Origin of the sequence: Rhodococcus sp. OK611, assembly GCF_003050885.1 — a bacterium.
GTDB lineage: Bacteria > Actinomycetota > Actinomycetes > Mycobacteriales > Mycobacteriaceae > Rhodococcus_G > Rhodococcus_G oryzae.
The window spans coordinates 118146-133733 of the sequence record NZ_QAOZ01000006.1 but is presented as its reverse complement, the minus strand read 5'-3'; the positions used below and the strand labels follow the sequence as shown (position 1 = coordinate 133733).

The following is a 15588-nucleotide window of genomic DNA, read 5'->3' as shown; positions in this document are numbered from 1 at the left end:
ATCGTCTTCCGCCACGGTATAATTAGAGTGCATGCAATCATGCGATTCTGCTCAGATCGAAGCCTTCCTCGCGCGCTACGCCAACGCTGACAGCGCCGAACAATTCGCGCCGCTCTACGAAGACCAGGTACTGGTCGGAGATCCGGACGGCAACCAGCACATCAGCCGCGAACAGTTGCTCGCCGGCATCTCCGCACGTTCGGAGCTGTTCGAGGCGATCGGCTACGGCGGCACCACCCTCGCCTCGCACTCCGCTACCTGGCTGGGCGAGCACTACTGTCTCGCCAGCACCACCTGGTCCATCCCGCTACGGCCACGCTCCTCGGACCCCGTCACCCTCACGATGGCTTCGGACTTCCTGCTGCGCCGACGCGGCGATGAACTGCGGATTGCGGCGTACCTGACCCGCACGTCGATGCTGGACGAGCTCAGGAGGGTGGGGGTCCTCCCGGCCGCGGGAGGGACGCCCTAGCCGTCCACCAGGCCGTCGAGCTCCGAACCGGCCTGCGCGAGTTCGCTCTTCACCACATCGAAGGCCATCGACTGCGGGTAGCCGCGGCGGGCCAGCATGGACACCAGCCGGCGTACGGCCCGGTCCCGTTCGCTGCTGCGCCCGCCAGGTCCGTCCACCTCGAAGTCCAGGGACATGGTGCGCAGCTTCCGCTGCACCAGTTCGATGGCGCGGGCACGCTCGTCGTCACCGTCGATCTGGTCGAGCGCCTGCGCGGCGATCTCCGGCGCGACCCCCTTGGTGCGCAGTTCCATCGCAAGCGCGCGCTTCCCCTTGCCGGAGAAGGTGTGCCGCGAATGCACCCATTGGGCGGCGAAGGACGCATCGTCGATCAGGCCGACCACGGTGAGCCGATCGAGCACCCGCACGGCGACATCCTCGTCGAAGCCCTTGTCCGCGAGCTTCTTCGCCAGCTCCGCCCGGCTACGCGCCCGATCCGTCAAGAGGCGCAGGCACACATCCTTTGCCTGCGCCTCCTGAGCGGCGGGAGTCCGGGGGGCATCGTCACCGGAGCGCACGGTGGTCCTAGAAGTCGACCGGGGCAGCAGGCGCCGCGTCCGCCGTCACGTCGGCGCCGATGCCCAGCTTTTCCTTGATCTTCTTCTCGATCTCGTCGCGGATGTCGGTGTTCTCCAGCAGGAACTTCCGGGCGTTCTCCTTGCCCTGGCCCAGCTGGTCGCCCTCATAGGTGAACCAGGAGCCCGACTTCCGGATGAAGCCATGCTCGACGCCCATGTCGATCAGCGAGCCTTCCTTGCTGATCCCGTGACCGTAGAGGATGTCGAACTCGGCCTGCTTGAACGGCGGCGCCATCTTGTTCTTGACGACCTTGATGCGGGTGCGGTTACCGACCGCGTCGGAGCCGTCCTTCAACGTCTCGATTCGCCGGATGTCCATGCGGACGGACGCATAGAACTTCAGCGCCTTACCACCGGTGGTGGTCTCCGGCGAGCCGAACATGACACCGATCTTCTCGCGCAGCTGGTTGATGAAGATGACGGTGGTGCCGGAGTTGCTCATCGCACCCGTGATCTTGCGCAGCGCCTGGCTCATCAGGCGGGCCTGCAGACCGACGTGGCTGTCGCCCATCTCGCCCTCGATCTCGGCGCGCGGCACCAGCGCCGCCACCGAGTCGACTACCAGGATGTCGAGCGCGCCGGAACGGATCAGCATGTCCGTGATCTCCAGCGCCTGCTCACCGGTGTCCGGCTGGGAGACCAGCAGCGCATCGGTGTCGACGCCGAGCTTCTTGGCGTAATCCGGATCGAGCGCGTGCTCGGCGTCGATGAAGGCCGCGATTCCGCCGTTGGCCTGTGCGTTGGCGACCGCGTGCAGGGCGACCGTGGTCTTACCGGAGGATTCCGGACCGTAGATCTCGATCACACGACCGCGCGGCAGACCGCCGATGCCGAGGGCGACATCCAGCGCGATCGAGCCGGTCGGGATCACCGCGATGGGCTGACGAGACTCGTCCCCGAGGCGCATCACCGAACCCTTGCCGAAGTTCTTGTCGATTTGCGCCAGTGCGAGCTCGAGCGCCTTGTCGCGATCGTGTGCCTGTGGTGCCATCTTCGGTTCTCCTTAAGTCAACGACTCGTCCAGCGATCTGGGATTCATCAGCGATCTGTTTCAAGCGATGCCGTCACGTTAGAGCGGGGTACCGACAAGTTCGTGATCAGTCGACTTGTCCAGGGACAAGGTCACCGATCCGGGCGATCACCGAACACACCCCAGCATAGGGGAACACCTGTTCGAGTCAACATCCGCGGCGGCGTGGCGCCGGACCGATCGACGGATCCGGTTTCACCAGCGGGCGCGCGGGACCTCGAACTCGGCACACAGCGCGCGCCAGACCTCGCGGGGATCGCGACCTGCCTCGATGGCCTCGGCCGCGGTCTTGCCGTCGAGGCTGATCAGGACGTGGTCCAACAGCAGCGAGTCGCCGTACAGTCGGCCGAACTCGCTGTGGACCATCTCGTTGAACTCGGTCAGTCGCACACGGCAACGGTAGCGCGCACCGTCACCGGGCCGCCGCCCTGCACACCGCCACCGGGTCCGCCACCTCGGTCAGGCCTGCCGCCGCGCCCGCCGCGGCCGCTCCGAACCCGGGTTCGGACAGCACGCGCAGGACGGCCTCGCGCAGGGCGTCCACCCCGAGCGGGCGCACCACCACCGCGCTGCCCTGCCTGGACGCGCGGTTCGCCAGTTCCCATTGGTCCCCTCCGCCGGGCACCGTGACCGCGGGAACCCCGGCCAGCAGGGTCTTGGCGAGCATGCCGTGCCCGCCGCCGCACACGACAGCGGCGGACTGCGCGAGCAACGCGTCCTGCCTGCCCAGCCCGGCTCGGGCCCAGTCGGGCAGGTCGGTCGGCGGCGCGTCGAGCATCGAGGCGACCACCCGCACGCCCGCGCCGTCGAGGGCCTTCAGCGCCGTCTCCAGCATGCCCTCGGCGCCGGTGAACGCGGTCGAGGGCGCGATCATCACCAGCGGCTCGTCGCCCGGCGGCGGCGTCAGCAGGTCCGAGGTCGGCTCCCACAGCAGCGGGCCGACCACGTGCGCGTTCTCCGGCCAGTCCGGCCGCGGTACCTCCAGCGCGGGCAGGGTGGCGATCAGCCGGGCGACCGGGCCGGGGTCCGTCGCGGGCAGCCCGACGCCGACCCGGGCGGCGGATCGCTGGCGTGCGCCCTGGCGGATCGAGCGCGCGGTGGCCGCGCGCATCAGCGCGTCCCTGGCCTGGCCACGCAGGCCCTCGCCCGGCGCGAGGCCGCTGCCGATGGGCGGCAGCCCCTTCGATGCCGAGTACAGGGGGTGCGGCGACAGCTCCACCCATGGCACGTCGAGGCGTTCGGCCGCCATCCCGCCGCCCGCGGTGAGGATGTCGGACACCACCAGGTCAGGGAGCATCGCGCTCAGGTCCGGCAGCACCTCGGTCGAGATGTGCGCCGCCCGCGAGTGGATGCGCTGACCCGCGTCCATGTCGTCGTCCTCGGGGCGCGGCGCCAGGCCCTTGAGCTTGCGCGCGGTGATGCCGGCCTCCCGCGCCGCCTCCAACCAGCGGACCCCGGTGAAGAGAACGGGATCGTCACCGGCCGCAATGAATCTCAGGCAGAGCGCAATGGCTGGAATGGCATGACCCGGATCCGGTCCGGCGACGACGGCGACTCGCATCCGATCAGCGTGCCACAGCGGCCAGAGCGCCCCGACCTCAGTGACGTGCTTCGAGTCCGACGGCGTCGCGGAGCCGTGTCGCCGCCTCACGCAGCGCCGGGTCGTGCGCCGCGGACGAGTCCATCAGCGCGGCCAACGCCTCGGCGATGACGTTGAGCTTCTCCTGCGCGGCCTCGTCTGCCCGGCGGCTCGCATTCTCCAGCAGCACAACCAGTAACAGGGTGAAGACGCTCGCGACGGTATGGATGGCGACCTGGGTCTGTGCCGTCACTCCTGCGCTCCACCCCGCTCGCCTCCTCTCAGCGGCGCACCAACCCGCCCAGGGTCCGGCCCGCCAGCTCGACGATGCCCGGCTCGTGGCCGTTCGCGACCAGGTTGATGATGACGCCGTCGATCCCGCGATCGAGGACCCGCGACGCGATCTGCTCGGCCACGTCGTCGGGATCGCCGACGAACTGCCGGTCCGTCGCGGCGGCGCGTTCGTCCTCGTCGAGCGCGCTCAGGTCGATGCCGCGGGCGAGCAGGAAGTCCCGTTGCAGGCGGCGGGCGCGATCGCCGTCCTCGTCGATCATCACGAACGCCAGGAAGCTCGTCTCCAGCGTGCTGCGGTCCCGGCCGATCTCCGCGCAGCGCGCCTCGAGCGCGTCGAGTTTGCGGGGCAGCTCGGATGCGTTGCAGATGACGTTGAGATGGTCGGCGAACCGGGCGGCATATGCGAAGGTCTTCTTCTCTCCGCTGCCGCCGATCAGGATGGGGAGATCGTCGCGGATCCGCGGTTCGTTGATCGCCGCCTCGGTCCGGTACCACTTGCCCTCGAACGTCGGCCGCTGCCCGCGCAGCATCGGCACGATGATCTCCAACGCCTCGCCGAGCCGCTCGAAGCGATCGGTGAAAGTGCCGAACTCATAACCGAACTGGCGGTGTTCGAGCTCGAACCAGCCGGCTCCGATGCCCAGCACGGCCCGCCCGCCGCTGACGACGTCCAGGGTCGTCACCGTCTTGGCGAGCATGGGCGGGTTGCGATAGGTGTTGCCGGTGACGAGCGCCGAGAGCTGGATGCTCTGGGTCGACGCCGCCAGCCCTGCCAGCGCGGTGTAGGCCTCGAGCATCGGTTCGTCGGGCTCCCCGATGCCGGGCAGCTGATAGAAGTGGTCCATCACGAACGCGGTGTCGAATCCGGCCGCCTCGGCCTCGCGGGCTTGGGCGATCACGGTGGGGAACAGCTCCCGCACCGACCGCGAGTAGCTGAAGTTGGGCATCTGATATCCGAGTCGAATGCTCACGAACTCCGACGCTACTCCCGGCGGGCCCGATCCGCGCGGCACCGAGGCGGGCCACCCCGAGGGTGGCGGATCGTCACCCCAGGGTCGGTGGTGGCGGACCCTGGGGCGGACGGAGCATGAGGGTGATCGCTTCGCACCACATGCCTCGACTCGAGGAGAACCACGATGTCCAGCGCCGAACTCCCGGCGAACGGAACCAACGGCGAGCGGACGATGCAGGACGACCTGGGGACCTCGTTCCGCGCCGACCGTTTCTACGACCGCCAGATGTGCGCCCACCTGAACCCCGCGATGATCGAGTTCATCGCGAGAATGGACCTGCTGTTCGTCGGCACGTCCGCGTCGGATGGAACCTGCGATGTGTCGCTGCGGGCCGGCCCACCGGGCTTCGTCCAGGTCTTCGCCACGGACCTCGTCGGATATCCCGAGTACCAGGGCAACGGCGTGATGGCCAGCCTGGGAAATATCGTCGAGAACCCGCACATCGGGCTGTTCATGGCGGATTTCGTCACCGATCTGATCGGCCTGCACGTCAACGGCACGGCGCAGATCGTCGCCGATGACGAGCTGCGCCGCGCGCACCCGGACATTCCGACGGAGCGGGTGCGCGGCCGCCGCGCGGAGCGGTGGGTCCTCGTTCACGTCGAGGAGGCATACATCCACTGCCGCAAGCACATCCCCCGATTGGTGCCGATCGACAGGGTCCGCGCGTGGGGCACCCACAACCCGGAGCACAAGGGCGGCGACTACTTCGGAGTCGCCGCCGAGCGCGACCTCCCCCGCTAGAACTCCATGCCTGCGTCGGCCCCCATCTGCATGGTGGTGTTCCCGCCGTCGAGCGACTCGCGGATGATGTCCGCGTGACCCGAGTGCTGCGCGGTCTCCCGGAGGATGTGCAGCAGGATCTTTCGGGCCGTCCACCACTCGCGCTCGGGGGCCCACGGCGCGGTCGGCATCGGGATGAGCGCGCCCAGGTCCGGCACCCCCGACACCGCGGCCTCCGTCGCGCGCGCGACTGCCGCGTAGTCCTCGAGCAGCGAGGCCAAGGTCTCGTCCTCGCCCACGGTCCACGCCGCGGTGGCGGTCTCCATGTCGAACTCGGCGTTCTCGTCGGGCTCGAGCATCGTCTCGATCCAGTGCCGCTCCACGGTGGCGACGTGCTTGACGAGGGCGATCAAGGTGAGTTCGCTCGCCGTCGACCGCGTCCGAGCCTGCGCGTCGTCGAGTCCCCGAAATGTGATGAGGAACGTCTGGCGCTGATCGGCCAGCATCGCCAGGATGTCGGCATGCTCTCCGGTGACGGTGGACTGTGCGGCGGCGTTCTGAACGGTGCTCATGTGATCGGCCTTCCCTTGTCTGTTGGTAGGGATGACGCTACGAGCAATTGCGGTCAGAAACGGTCCTCAATTGCCGGGGTCGCGGAGAAAACCCGAAGATCCTCGCCGTCAGCCGTTCAGCCGTCAGCCGTTGAGCGCGGCCTCGGCCGCCTCCGTTGCACGTTCGCGATCCGCGGGCACCAGCCCGATCCGGGTCCGCCGGTCCAGCAGGTCGTCGACGTCGAGGGCGCCCTCGTGGCTGACCGCGAAGGCCAGCTCGGCGTGCGTGACGTCGATGCCCTCCGCGATCGGGGTGAGCTCGCCCGCAGCCGCCACCTGTGCCGACTCGCTGCCGTAGCGGGCGACGAGCGAGGCGGGCAGGTCGCCGGTGACCGGCCCCGCGCCGACCACCGGGAGCTTCGTGGTCACACACGGCCGCGCCACGAGACCTCCCGCGCGGACGGCCGCGTCGACCGCGTCCTGCGCCATCTTCCGATAGGTGGTGAGCTTGCCGCCGACCACGCTGATGACGCCGTTCGACGAGCGGAGCACCGCGTGGTTGCGCGAGAGATCGGCGGTGGAGCCCTCACCGGTGTCGAGAAGCGGCCGCAGGCCCGAATAGGTCGCCAGCACGTCCGCTCGGGTCAGCGGCGTACCCAGCGCGGTGTTCACCGTGTCGAGCAGGAAGTCGATCTCGAAGTCCGCCGCCTGTGGCACGTCGGGGATCTCGCCCTCGATCGCCTCGTCGGTCAGGCCGAGGTAGACCCGCCCGAGCTGCGCGGGCAGCGCGAACACGAAGCGGTTGGTCTCGCCCGGGATCGGCACCGTCAGCGCAGCGGTGGGATTCCCCAGCGCCTGCGCAGGCAACACCAGGTGGGTTCCCCGGCTCGGCTTCAGCCGGATGTCGGGATCGACCTGCCCGGCCCAGACCCCCGCCGCGTTCACCACCGCGCGCGCCCGGATCGTCAGTTCCTCGCCGGTCTGCTCATCGCGCAGCCGCGCCGAGGTACCGGTCACGTCGTACGCGCCCACCCGGGTCAGCACGGTGGCGCCGTGCTGCGCAGCGGTGCGCGCGATGGCCACCACCAGCCTGGCATCGTCGATCAGCTGGCCGTCGAACGCCAGCAGCCCGCCGCGCAGGCCGTCCCGCCGGACCGCGGGCGCGAGCTCCGCGGCGCGGTCGGCGGACACCCGGCGCGAGCGCGGCAACACCTTCGTCGACGTCCGGGCCGTCGCCCGCAGCACGTCGCCCGCCAGGAATCCGGTTCGCACCAGGGTCTTCTCGAAGGCCCCGACCGACGGCAGCAGCGGAACGAGCTGCGGCATCGCCCGCACCAGGTGCGGCGCGGTGCTCGTCATCAGGATCCCGCGCTCGACGGCGCTCTCCCGCGCGATGCCGACATTTCCCGAGGCCAGGTAGCGCAACCCGCCGTGGGCGAGCTTGGAACTCCACCGGCTCGTCCCGAACGCCAGGTCGTGCTTGTCGACGAGCACCACCCGCAGGCCGCGCGAGGCGGCGTCGAGGGCGGTACCGACACCGGTGATGCCGCCGCCGACGACGAGCACGTCCACCGCGGTCCCGTCGCCGAGCCCGGACAGTTCCCGGCTGCGCCGGTCCGCGTTCAGCACCGACTTCGATTGCTGGTTCACCGTTGCTCCTATGTGAGGGGTGGTCTGAGGTACGCGTCGACCGCGTGCGCAAGCTCCGCGATCAGCGCCTTCGGCGGCAGGATCTCCGCGACCATGCCGGCGGACTGCACGGCCGACTGCGCCATCAGCAGGATCATGGTGGCGATGCCGGTGGCATCACCCGCGCGAATCGAGCCGTCGCGTTGCCCGACCAGAACGACCGGGGTGAGCGTCTCGACGATCGCCCGCTGGCTCGCCCCGAGCCGGTCGACGATGTAGGTGATGAGCAGTTCGGGGTCCGAGCGCAGGATCTTGACGAACAGCGGGTGGGTCCGGACCGTCTCGGCGGTCTCCGCCACGCCGCGCACCAACAGCTCACGCGCATTCCCCGACCCGGACATCTCCGGCAGCGCCTGCTCGATCTCCCTGGTCAGCAGGTCCGCGACGACGGCCTTGGTGTCGGGCCAGCGGCGGTACACGGTGGGTCGGCTCACCCCCGCGCGGCGGGCGATCTCGGCCAGGGTGGTCCGTCTCAGGCCGAACTCGAGCACGCAGGCTCGGGTTGCGTCGAGAATGAGGTCGTCGACGGTGGGCGCTGCAGCTGCAGTCTGCGGATCAGCGTTACGGATAGACATCGTATGTAACACTGTAACGCATGTCCGACACCGCAGCTCCGCAATCAGCCTCCACTCCGCAGTTCCCCGACACCGCGGCACCCACCATGGAGTGGGACGCCTGGGGAGTCGCCGAGTTCCGCAAGCAGCTCTCGCCGCAGGTGCTCACCCTGCTCCGATCCGCACTCGGCGTCAGCGCCGAGCAGTCGCCGCCGCCCGAGGAGTCGGCCGCGGTGCTGCGCCCGACCAGCCTGACCGAGGGCCACCGCACCGACCTCGACGAGCTGATCGGCTCCGAGCACGTGCACACCGACGACGCGACCCGGCTCCGCCATGCCGGCGGCAAGAGCACGCCGGACCTGTTGCGCCGCAAGGATACCGAGCCGCAGGATGCCCCCGACGCGGTGGTCATGCCCGGCTCACACGACGAGGTGCTCGCCCTGCTGCGGTACTGCGCGGCCGAGTCGATCGCGGTGGTGCCCTTCGGCGGTGGCACCAGCGTCGTCGGCGGCGTCGACCCGGCGCGCGGCGGATTCGACGAGGTGATCGCCCTCGACCTGCGCCGCCTGGACGCGCTGCTCGAGCTCGACACCGTGTCCGGCATCGCGACCCTGCAGGCAGGCGTCACCGGCCCGCAGGCCGAGCAACTCCTCGGCACGCACGGCTTCTCGCTCGGCCACTTCCCGCAGAGCTTCCAGTTCGCCACGATCGGCGGGTTCGCCGCGACCAGGTCCTCCGGCCAGGCCTCCGCCGGTTACGGCCGCTTCGACGACATGGTCCAGCGGATCCGGGTCGCCACCCCCACCGGCGATCTCGATCTCGGCCGGGCGCCCGCGTCCGCCGCCGGACCGGACCTGCGCGAGCTGTTCGTCGGGTCGGAGGGCGCGTTCGGGATCATCACCGAGGTCGCCGTTCGGGTGCACCCGGTCCCCGAGACCACCGCCTACCGGGCCTGGTCGTTCCCCGATTTCGAGACCGGTGCCGCCGCGCTGCGCACGGTGATCCAGACCGGCGCGACCCCGACCGTGATGCGACTGTCCGACGAGGCCGAGACCGGCCTCAACCTGGCGCTGGCGGGCGACGTCGGCGGCGAGAGCCCCGCGGCGGGCTGCCTGGCGATCACCACCTTCGAGGGCACCACAGCGCACGTCGAGTCCCGGCACACAGAGGCGAGCGCACTGCTCGCCGCCGCGGGCGGCACCGACCTGGGCGAGCAGCCCGCCAGGTCCTGGGAGCACGGCCGCTACGACGCGCCGTACCTGCGCGATGCGCTGCTCAACGCGGGCGCCATCGTGGAGACCCTGGAGACGGCCACCACCTGGTCGAACCTGTCGAACCTGCGCACCGCCGTCACCAGCGCGATCACCGAATCGCTGACCGCACAGGGCACCCCGGCGTTGGTGATGTGCCACATCTCGCACACCTACCCGACCGGCGCCTCCCTCTACTTCACCGTGGTCTGCGCACAGACGGCCGATCCGCTGCCCCAGTGGGCGGCGGCGAAGAAGGCCGCGGGCGACGCGATCGTCTCCGTCGGCGCCACCATCACCCACCACCACGCCGTCGGGCGCGATCACCGTCCGTGGATGTCGGACGAGGTCGGCGAGCTGGGCGGACGGGTGCTCCAGGCAGTCAAGGACGCCGTTGATCCCACCGGAATCCTCAACCCTGGCAAGCTGATTCCATGAGATCAGTCACGGTTCTGACGAACCCCGCCGCAGGCAATGGCCACGCCCCTGAGGCCGCCGCGGCCGCGATCGCCCGACTACGCGAGCTCGGCGTGCAGGTCTCCGAGATCGAGGGAGACTCCGCGGCCGAGGCACTCGAGCTGGCACGGAAGGCGGTCGCCGACGGCACCGACGCATTGGTCGCGGCCGGCGGCGACGGGCTGATCAGCATCGCCTGGCAGGCCCTGGCCCAGAGCGGCATCCCGCTCGGCATCATCCCCGGCGGCACCGGCAACGACCACGCCCGGCTGTTCCACATCCCGGTCGACGACCCGGCCGCCGCCGCCGATGTCATCGCCCGCGGCACCACCGAGACGATCGATCTCGGCAAGATCGGCGACCGCTGGTTCGGCACCGTGCTCTCCAGCGGCTTCGACTCGCTTGTCACCGACCGGGCGAACCGGCTGCGGTGGCCCCGCGGTCCGATGCGCTACAACGTCGCGATGCTCGTCGAGCTGGCGCAGCTGCGCCCGATCCCCTACCGGATCGTGCTCGACGACCAGACGATCGAGCTGGACGCGGCGATGGTCACGGTCGGCAACGGCACCTCCTATGGCGGCGGCATGCTGATCACCCCGAACGCGGAGGTCACCGACGGACTGCTGGACGTCACCGTGGTGGCGGCGAGCAGCCGGTTGCGGCTGGTTCGCCTGTTCCCGACGGTCTATAAGGGCACCCACGTCGACCTGGACGAGGTTCAGACGTTCCGGTCCCGCCGGGTCCGGCTCGAGGCGGCGGGCATCACCGCGTACGCCGACGGCGAGCGGGTCGCCCCGCTGCCGATCGACATCGAGGCGGTCCCCGGCGCCGGATCCGTCATCGTCGGGGCACCGATCCGCTGACGGTCCGCTCGCCGAGGTGGGCGTTCAATCCACCTCGGCGAGTGCATCGGCCGACTGGTCGATCAGGAATCCCGCGGACGGATGGCGGTGGCGATTTCCTCAGCGCTGGGGTCATACCAGTCTCCGCCCGGACTTCGGCGACGGTTGAACAGCTGTGGACGGTATCGGGTGCAATTTCGACGCAACAGCGCGGCATACCAGCGATCGAGATACGGACCGAAGCTGCCGGCGAAACCGTCTGCGATGGGCACCGGGTGTGTCATCGCCCGGTGAACCAGTGTTGTCAGCTCGGCATATGAGATGTCTTCCACGACTGGCGGATCCGGGAGACTGAGCCGAAAGGCGAGGACCTCCTCGCCTTCGCTTTCCCATGCGTAGAGAAGCTCGGAAGGCTCGACCGTCTTGGACGTGAGCCGTCTGATGTCTTCTGCGGCGCGTTCAGACGCCGGTCCCCCATCACCGTGCTCGTCGACCTCGCGCATCAACTGCGTCATGCGGGCGAGAACCCTTGGATACAACCTCTCTGCTTCGTCCATGTTCGGTTCGAGTTCCACACGCAGTTGCCCATCCACTGGTCGTCAGAACTGGAACAGCTCGAAACCGACGGCACGATCGGCCGCGAAACCGTCCCTCGGACCGGTCGCCATCTCGATCTGCGCCCGCGCCTGGTCCAGCACCGGGACGTCGCTGAGCGCCTGCAGGTAACGGCTGTGTTCGGCGAGCGACGCCACCGCGGTGTCGATCGCGGCGCTGACGTCGACGGCGTGCGTGGCCCCGACCATGACGTTGACCGCCACCCACTGCACGCCCGTCCACTGCGGTTCGGTGAGCTCGGGAAAGATCCACTCGTTGGCCGCGTCGGACACCGCGTCGAGCACGCTCTGCCCGAGCGCCCGATGGTCAGCACTGTTGAGGAAGCCCGGCCCCCAGGTCTCGCGATGATTCATGGTGAGCACGAACTCGGGCCGATGCCGCCGGATCGCCCCCGCCAGATCGCGTCGCAGGTCCAGCCCCTCCTGGAGTCTGCCGTCGGGGTGGCCAAGGAATTCGACCTCGTCGACACCGACGACGGCCGCCGAGCGACGTTCCTCCTCCTCGCGCAGCGGCCCACACTCGGCGGGCGGCAGGCCCGCGATGCCCGCCTCACCGCTGGTCGCGAGGACGTACCGGATGTCCTTGCCCTGTCCGGTCCAGCGGGCCACCGCCGCGGCGGCCCCGTACTCGATGTCGTCGGGGTGGGCGACGATGACGACGCCCCGCTTCCAGTCCTCGGGAATCGGCTCCATGCGCCTCAGCATGCCCGGCCCCGGGCGGTACCGCGCGGCGCCGCGCTAGAGCCGGGTGACGTCCTTCGTGTCGCTGTCGGACATCGCCTTGAAGAGCAGGTACAGCCCGAATACCACCGCACCGACGACCAGAACCCAGAACAGCCCCTTGACCAGCGCGCCGACCACGGCGAGCGCGATCCAGACGAGGGCGACAATACCTACGATCTTCCAGAACACCGGGTTCTCCGTTCACTCGATCCGACCGCCGCACTTGACGGCCCGATGCGTCCAGCCTGGCAGGACTCGATAAGAAAAGCACCAGCTCAGAGGCAAGATCAGGGAAAGATCAGGGTGATCCCTTAGGGCGCCGACGTCGCGGCGGTCCGGGTGAACACCGCGGGTACCTGCCGCTGGCATAGGCTCAGCGGGTTGTCCCCACGTACTCGCAAGGAGCTCGACCGCTCGTGTCTACACGCACCGCAGGCGCCCCCCGCAACACCGCTCGTGACCTCGCCCAGGTCGCGGTGTTCGCCGCCCTGATCATCGCCCTCGGGCTGCCCGGCACGATCACCATCGGCTCCTCCGGCGTCCCCATCACGCTGCAGACGCTGGGCGTGATGGTCGCGGGCGCGCTGCTGGGACCCCGCAAGGGCGTCCTGACCGTGCTCACCGTCATCGTGCTCGGTCTGGCCCTGCCGGTGCTCGCGGGCGGCCGGACCTCGCTCACCTCGCTGTCCAGCGTCACCGGTGGATTCCTCATCGGCTGGATTCCGGCTGTCGCGCTGATCGGCTGGCTCACCGTCAAGATGCTGCCCCGCTACAACGTCTTCATCGGCATCGTCATCAACGCGCTCGGCGGGATCGTGGTGATCTACGCCTTCGGCATCGCGGGCATGATGCTCCGCAGCGACCTCACCTTCTGGCAGGCGCTGAGCGCCAACGGCACCTTCGTCCCCGGCGACCTCCTCAAGGCCGTCATCGCGGCGGTCGTGGCCGCCCAGGTGCATCGCGCCTACCCGGCGTTGCTGACGTCGGCGGCACCCGCCCGCACGCCCGCCGACGTCGTCTAGTCCCGCCGATGCCCGAGATCCGCTTCGAGTCCGTCGCCCACCACTACGGTGAGCGCGCCGTGCTCGCGGATGTCGATCTGGTCCTCACCGAGGCGCGGATCGGGGTCATCGGCGCGAACGGCAGCGGCAAGTCCACCCTGGCCCGGATGATCAATGGCCTGGTGACACCGAGTGGCGGTCGGGTCACGGTGGACGGCCTCGACACCGCGCGCGAGGGCCGCAAGGTGAGGCGCAAGGTCGGCTTCGTGTTCACCGACCCTGACCATCAGATCATCATGCCGACGGTCGCGGAGGACATCGCGTTCTCGTTGCGCCGCAGCTCGATTCCCGCTGCCGATCGGGCGGCCCGGGTCGCGACGGTGCTCGAGACGTTCGGGCTGGCCGGGCACGCCGAGCACCCGACACATCTGCTCTCCGGTGGCCAGAAGCAGCTGCTCGCCCTCGCCGCGATCATGGTCACCGACCCCGAGCTGATCGTTGCCGACGAGCCGACCACACTGCTCGACCTGCGCAACACCAGACTGGTCGCCGAGACCTTTGCGACGCTGAGCCAGCAGGTGATCGCGGTGACCCACCAGCTAGACCTGCTCGGCGACTTCGACCGGGTGCTGGTGATCGATTCGGGCCGCGTGGTCGCGGACGGCGCCCCGGACGAGGCGATCGGCTTCTACCGGCGACTGATCGGATGACCACGCTCGGCATCTACCACCCTGGCTCCTCGCTCCTGCACCGAGCGCCCGCAGGAGCCAAGCTCGCCTGCCTCGTCGTGGCGCTCATCGCGCTCGCGGCGGCGGTGCGCTCCCCCTGGCAACTCGTCCCCGCCGCGCTGCTGGTGGCGGCGGGATTCGCGACGGCGCGCATCCCATGGCGGCTCACCCTCGGGCAGCTGCGCCCGGCCATCTGGATGCTCCTGTTCGTCGGCGCCTTCCAGGTGATCTTCACCGGTTGGCAGCGCGCACTGGTGGTGTGCGGGGTGCTGCTGCTGTCGGTGGCGCTCGCCGCGCTGGTCACGCTCACCACGAGGGTGATGGACATGCTGGACGCGGTGGCGCGAATGCTGGCCCCGCTGAGGCGGTTCGGCGTCAACCCGGAGCGGGTGGGACTCGTGCTCGCCATGACCCTCCGGTGCATCCCCCTGCTCAGCGGCCTCGTCTCCGACGTGACGGAGGCGAGAAAGGCCAGGGGCCTGGGATTCTCGCTGCGCGCACTCGCGGTGCCGGTCGTGGTGGGCGCGCTGCGCACGGCCGACGCGATGGGCGAGGCACTGGCCGCGCGCGGCGTCGACGACTAGGCGCGGTGCCTGCGCCTGATCGCCTCGATCTCCTCGAGCGCCCCGGCCAACCCCTCCAAACGATCCGACGCCGACAGCATCTCGGACCGCTGCCTTTCGAGGGCTCCGAGCGAATCGGCCGTGGCAGGCACCGTCATCTTCGCCACGGAGGCGAGGAGCTCCTCGTACTGCTCCACGCCTGCCGACAGCCGGGCCGCCGTGGCCTCGATCGCGTCGCCGAGCTGCAGCCCGGCCGTCGTCGCACCCGCCCGTTCCATCGCGATGACGTCATCGGCGACCGCGAACAGCGCCTCGGCGGCCGACGCCGCGGTCTCGCCGATCTGCTCGATGTCCTCCTCCGCGACCAGCGCGGACCTGGTGAGCACTCCCAGCAGCTCCTGCAGACCCGTCTGTGCGCCGAGCAGCCGACCAACCGGCTCGCGTGCCGCCGACCCGACCGGTGGCAGTGCCCGTCGCGCCGGGGCGCGCGCGGGCAACGGAATCTCGTTGAGCCGCCGGTAGGTTCGCCATGCGGCGACCGCAGGAACCGCGAACAGCGCGGTGGCGCCGCCACCCACGATCAGCGACCATTCCGGCGCCGACGCCACGGCCAGGCCCACCGTGCCCACCGCCGAGGCACCCGAGACGGTGCCGTACCGCATCCGACGCCGATTGGCGCGGCGCCGCCTGCGGAGCAACTTCGCACGGGGATCGGACCATTTCCGCACGGCCGACGCCACCGACCCGCTCACGGTGCGGGCCGCCTCGGAGGCCGCGACCACGCTGGAGGCGCCGTTCGCCGCGACGGCGAAAAAGGCAGCGGCCGAACGGGAATCACTTCCCGCTCGGCCGCGCCTCGAACTCGTCATCTCACCCTCATCGGACCACG

Annotated in this window: 20 protein-coding genes; 7 read left to right on the top strand and 13 right to left on the bottom strand. The window is 69.8% G+C overall.

The window, feature by feature from the left end; translation table 11 throughout:
* Nucleotides 1-31: 31 nt before the first annotated feature.
* The gene (locus C8K38_RS09205) at nucleotides 32-472 is read left to right on the top strand and encodes a hypothetical protein (protein ID WP_097211210.1); all 441 of its coding nucleotides are present in this window, start codon (nucleotides 32-34) and stop codon (nucleotides 470-472) included.
* Here C8K38_RS09205 and recX read toward each other — a convergent pair.
* The 6 genes from recX to C8K38_RS09175 all read right to left on the bottom strand — a co-directional run bounded on the left by recX (nucleotide 469) and on the right by C8K38_RS09175 (nucleotide 4963).
* Nucleotides 469-1029 carry a recombination regulator RecX gene (gene recX, locus C8K38_RS09200; RefSeq protein WP_097211209.1) on the bottom strand — a complete coding sequence of 187 codons (561 nt, stop codon included), beginning with the start codon at nucleotides 1027-1029 and terminating at the stop codon, nucleotides 469-471. The genes C8K38_RS09205 and recX overlap by 4 nt on opposite strands.
* 7 nt (nucleotides 1030-1036) lie before the next feature.
* On the bottom strand, nucleotides 1037-2080 hold the full coding sequence (recA, locus tag C8K38_RS09195) for a recombinase RecA (RefSeq protein WP_077041372.1): 1044 nt from the start codon (nucleotides 2078-2080) through the stop codon (nucleotides 1037-1039).
* 234 nt (nucleotides 2081-2314) lie between these two features.
* Nucleotides 2315-2509, bottom strand: a complete 195-nt coding sequence (locus C8K38_RS09190) for a DUF3046 domain-containing protein (RefSeq protein WP_097211208.1) — start codon at nucleotides 2507-2509, stop codon at nucleotides 2315-2317.
* A gap of 22 nt (nucleotides 2510-2531) precedes the next feature.
* Nucleotides 2532-3680 (bottom strand): glycosyltransferase, encoded by a 1149-nt coding sequence (locus C8K38_RS09185; RefSeq protein WP_097211207.1) that lies wholly within the window; start codon nucleotides 3678-3680, stop codon nucleotides 2532-2534.
* Nucleotides 3681-3717: 37 nt separating this feature from the next.
* Complete coding sequence (locus tag C8K38_RS09180; RefSeq protein WP_257017355.1) at nucleotides 3718-3951, bottom strand: hypothetical protein; 234 nt, start codon at nucleotides 3949-3951, stop codon at nucleotides 3718-3720.
* A 28-nt stretch (nucleotides 3952-3979) separates the two neighbouring features.
* Nucleotides 3980-4963 (bottom strand): LLM class F420-dependent oxidoreductase, encoded by a 984-nt coding sequence (locus tag C8K38_RS09175; protein WP_179800505.1) that lies wholly within the window; start codon nucleotides 4961-4963, stop codon nucleotides 3980-3982.
* Between the two features lie 165 nt (nucleotides 4964-5128).
* On the opposite strand from C8K38_RS09175, the gene C8K38_RS09170 reads away from it, so the two are divergent.
* Nucleotides 5129-5749, top strand: coding sequence for a pyridoxamine 5'-phosphate oxidase family protein (locus tag C8K38_RS09170; RefSeq protein WP_097211205.1), 621 nt, complete (start codon nucleotides 5129-5131; stop codon nucleotides 5747-5749).
* Here C8K38_RS09170 and C8K38_RS09165 read toward each other — a convergent pair.
* The 3 genes from C8K38_RS09165 to C8K38_RS09155 form a co-directional block, all read right to left on the bottom strand.
* On the bottom strand, nucleotides 5746-6300 hold the full coding sequence (locus C8K38_RS09165) for a DinB family protein (RefSeq protein WP_097211204.1): 555 nt from the start codon (nucleotides 6298-6300) through the stop codon (nucleotides 5746-5748). The genes C8K38_RS09170 and C8K38_RS09165 overlap by 4 nt on opposite strands.
* A gap of 123 nt (nucleotides 6301-6423) precedes the next feature.
* On the bottom strand, nucleotides 6424-7929 hold the full coding sequence (locus tag C8K38_RS09160) for a glycerol-3-phosphate dehydrogenase/oxidase (protein ID WP_097211203.1): 1506 nt from the start codon (nucleotides 7927-7929) through the stop codon (nucleotides 6424-6426).
* 8 nt (nucleotides 7930-7937) lie between these two features.
* Nucleotides 7938-8543: a TetR/AcrR family transcriptional regulator gene (locus tag C8K38_RS09155; RefSeq protein WP_097211202.1), complete on the bottom strand. Its 606-nt coding sequence runs from the start codon at nucleotides 8541-8543 to the stop codon at nucleotides 7938-7940.
* A gap of 86 nt (nucleotides 8544-8629) precedes the next feature.
* Between C8K38_RS09155 and C8K38_RS09150 the strand changes: the two genes are divergently transcribed.
* Nucleotides 8630-10210 (top strand): FAD-binding oxidoreductase, encoded by a 1581-nt coding sequence (locus C8K38_RS09150; protein WP_257017382.1) that lies wholly within the window; start codon nucleotides 8630-8632, stop codon nucleotides 10208-10210.
* Nucleotides 10207-11091 (top strand): diacylglycerol kinase, encoded by an 885-nt coding sequence (locus C8K38_RS09145; protein ID WP_097211200.1) that lies wholly within the window; start codon nucleotides 10207-10209, stop codon nucleotides 11089-11091. Before C8K38_RS09150 ends, C8K38_RS09145 begins: the two co-directional genes overlap by 4 nt.
* 62 nt (nucleotides 11092-11153) lie before the next feature.
* Here C8K38_RS09145 and C8K38_RS09140 read toward each other — a convergent pair whose 3' ends face one another.
* The 3 genes from C8K38_RS09140 to C8K38_RS27090 form a co-directional block, all read right to left on the bottom strand.
* On the bottom strand, nucleotides 11154-11585 hold the full coding sequence (locus C8K38_RS09140) for a hypothetical protein (protein ID WP_097211199.1): 432 nt from the start codon (nucleotides 11583-11585) through the stop codon (nucleotides 11154-11156).
* Nucleotides 11586-11669: 84 nt separating this feature from the next.
* Complete coding sequence (locus C8K38_RS09135; protein WP_097211198.1) at nucleotides 11670-12377, bottom strand: PIG-L deacetylase family protein; 708 nt, start codon at nucleotides 12375-12377, stop codon at nucleotides 11670-11672.
* A 45-nt stretch (nucleotides 12378-12422) separates the two neighbouring features.
* Nucleotides 12423-12596, bottom strand: coding sequence for a hypothetical protein (locus C8K38_RS27090; RefSeq protein ID WP_169310579.1), 174 nt, complete (start codon nucleotides 12594-12596; stop codon nucleotides 12423-12425).
* Nucleotides 12597-12823: 227 nt separating this feature from the next.
* Here C8K38_RS27090 and C8K38_RS09130 point away from each other — a divergent pair, with 227 nt between their 5' ends.
* Genes C8K38_RS09130 through C8K38_RS09120 form a run of 3 tightly spaced genes read left to right on the top strand, consistent with a single transcriptional unit; the run spans nucleotide 12824 to nucleotide 14720 of the window.
* Nucleotides 12824-13429: a biotin transporter BioY gene (locus C8K38_RS09130; protein ID WP_097211197.1), complete on the top strand. Its 606-nt coding sequence runs from the start codon at nucleotides 12824-12826 to the stop codon at nucleotides 13427-13429.
* Nucleotides 13430-13437: 8 nt separating this feature from the next.
* Complete coding sequence (locus C8K38_RS09125) at nucleotides 13438-14118, top strand: energy-coupling factor ABC transporter ATP-binding protein (RefSeq protein ID WP_097211196.1); 681 nt, start codon at nucleotides 13438-13440, stop codon at nucleotides 14116-14118.
* Nucleotides 14115-14720 (top strand): energy-coupling factor transporter transmembrane component T family protein, encoded by a 606-nt coding sequence (locus C8K38_RS09120; protein ID WP_097211195.1) that lies wholly within the window; start codon nucleotides 14115-14117, stop codon nucleotides 14718-14720. The genes C8K38_RS09125 and C8K38_RS09120 overlap by 4 nt, the downstream gene beginning before the upstream one ends.
* Here C8K38_RS09120 and pspM read toward each other — a convergent pair.
* Nucleotides 14717-15568, bottom strand: a complete 852-nt coding sequence (pspM, locus tag C8K38_RS09115; RefSeq protein WP_245220902.1) for a phage shock envelope stress response protein PspM — start codon at nucleotides 15566-15568, stop codon at nucleotides 14717-14719. The genes C8K38_RS09120 and pspM overlap by 4 nt on opposite strands.
* Between the last annotated feature and the right edge of the window lie 20 nt (nucleotides 15569-15588).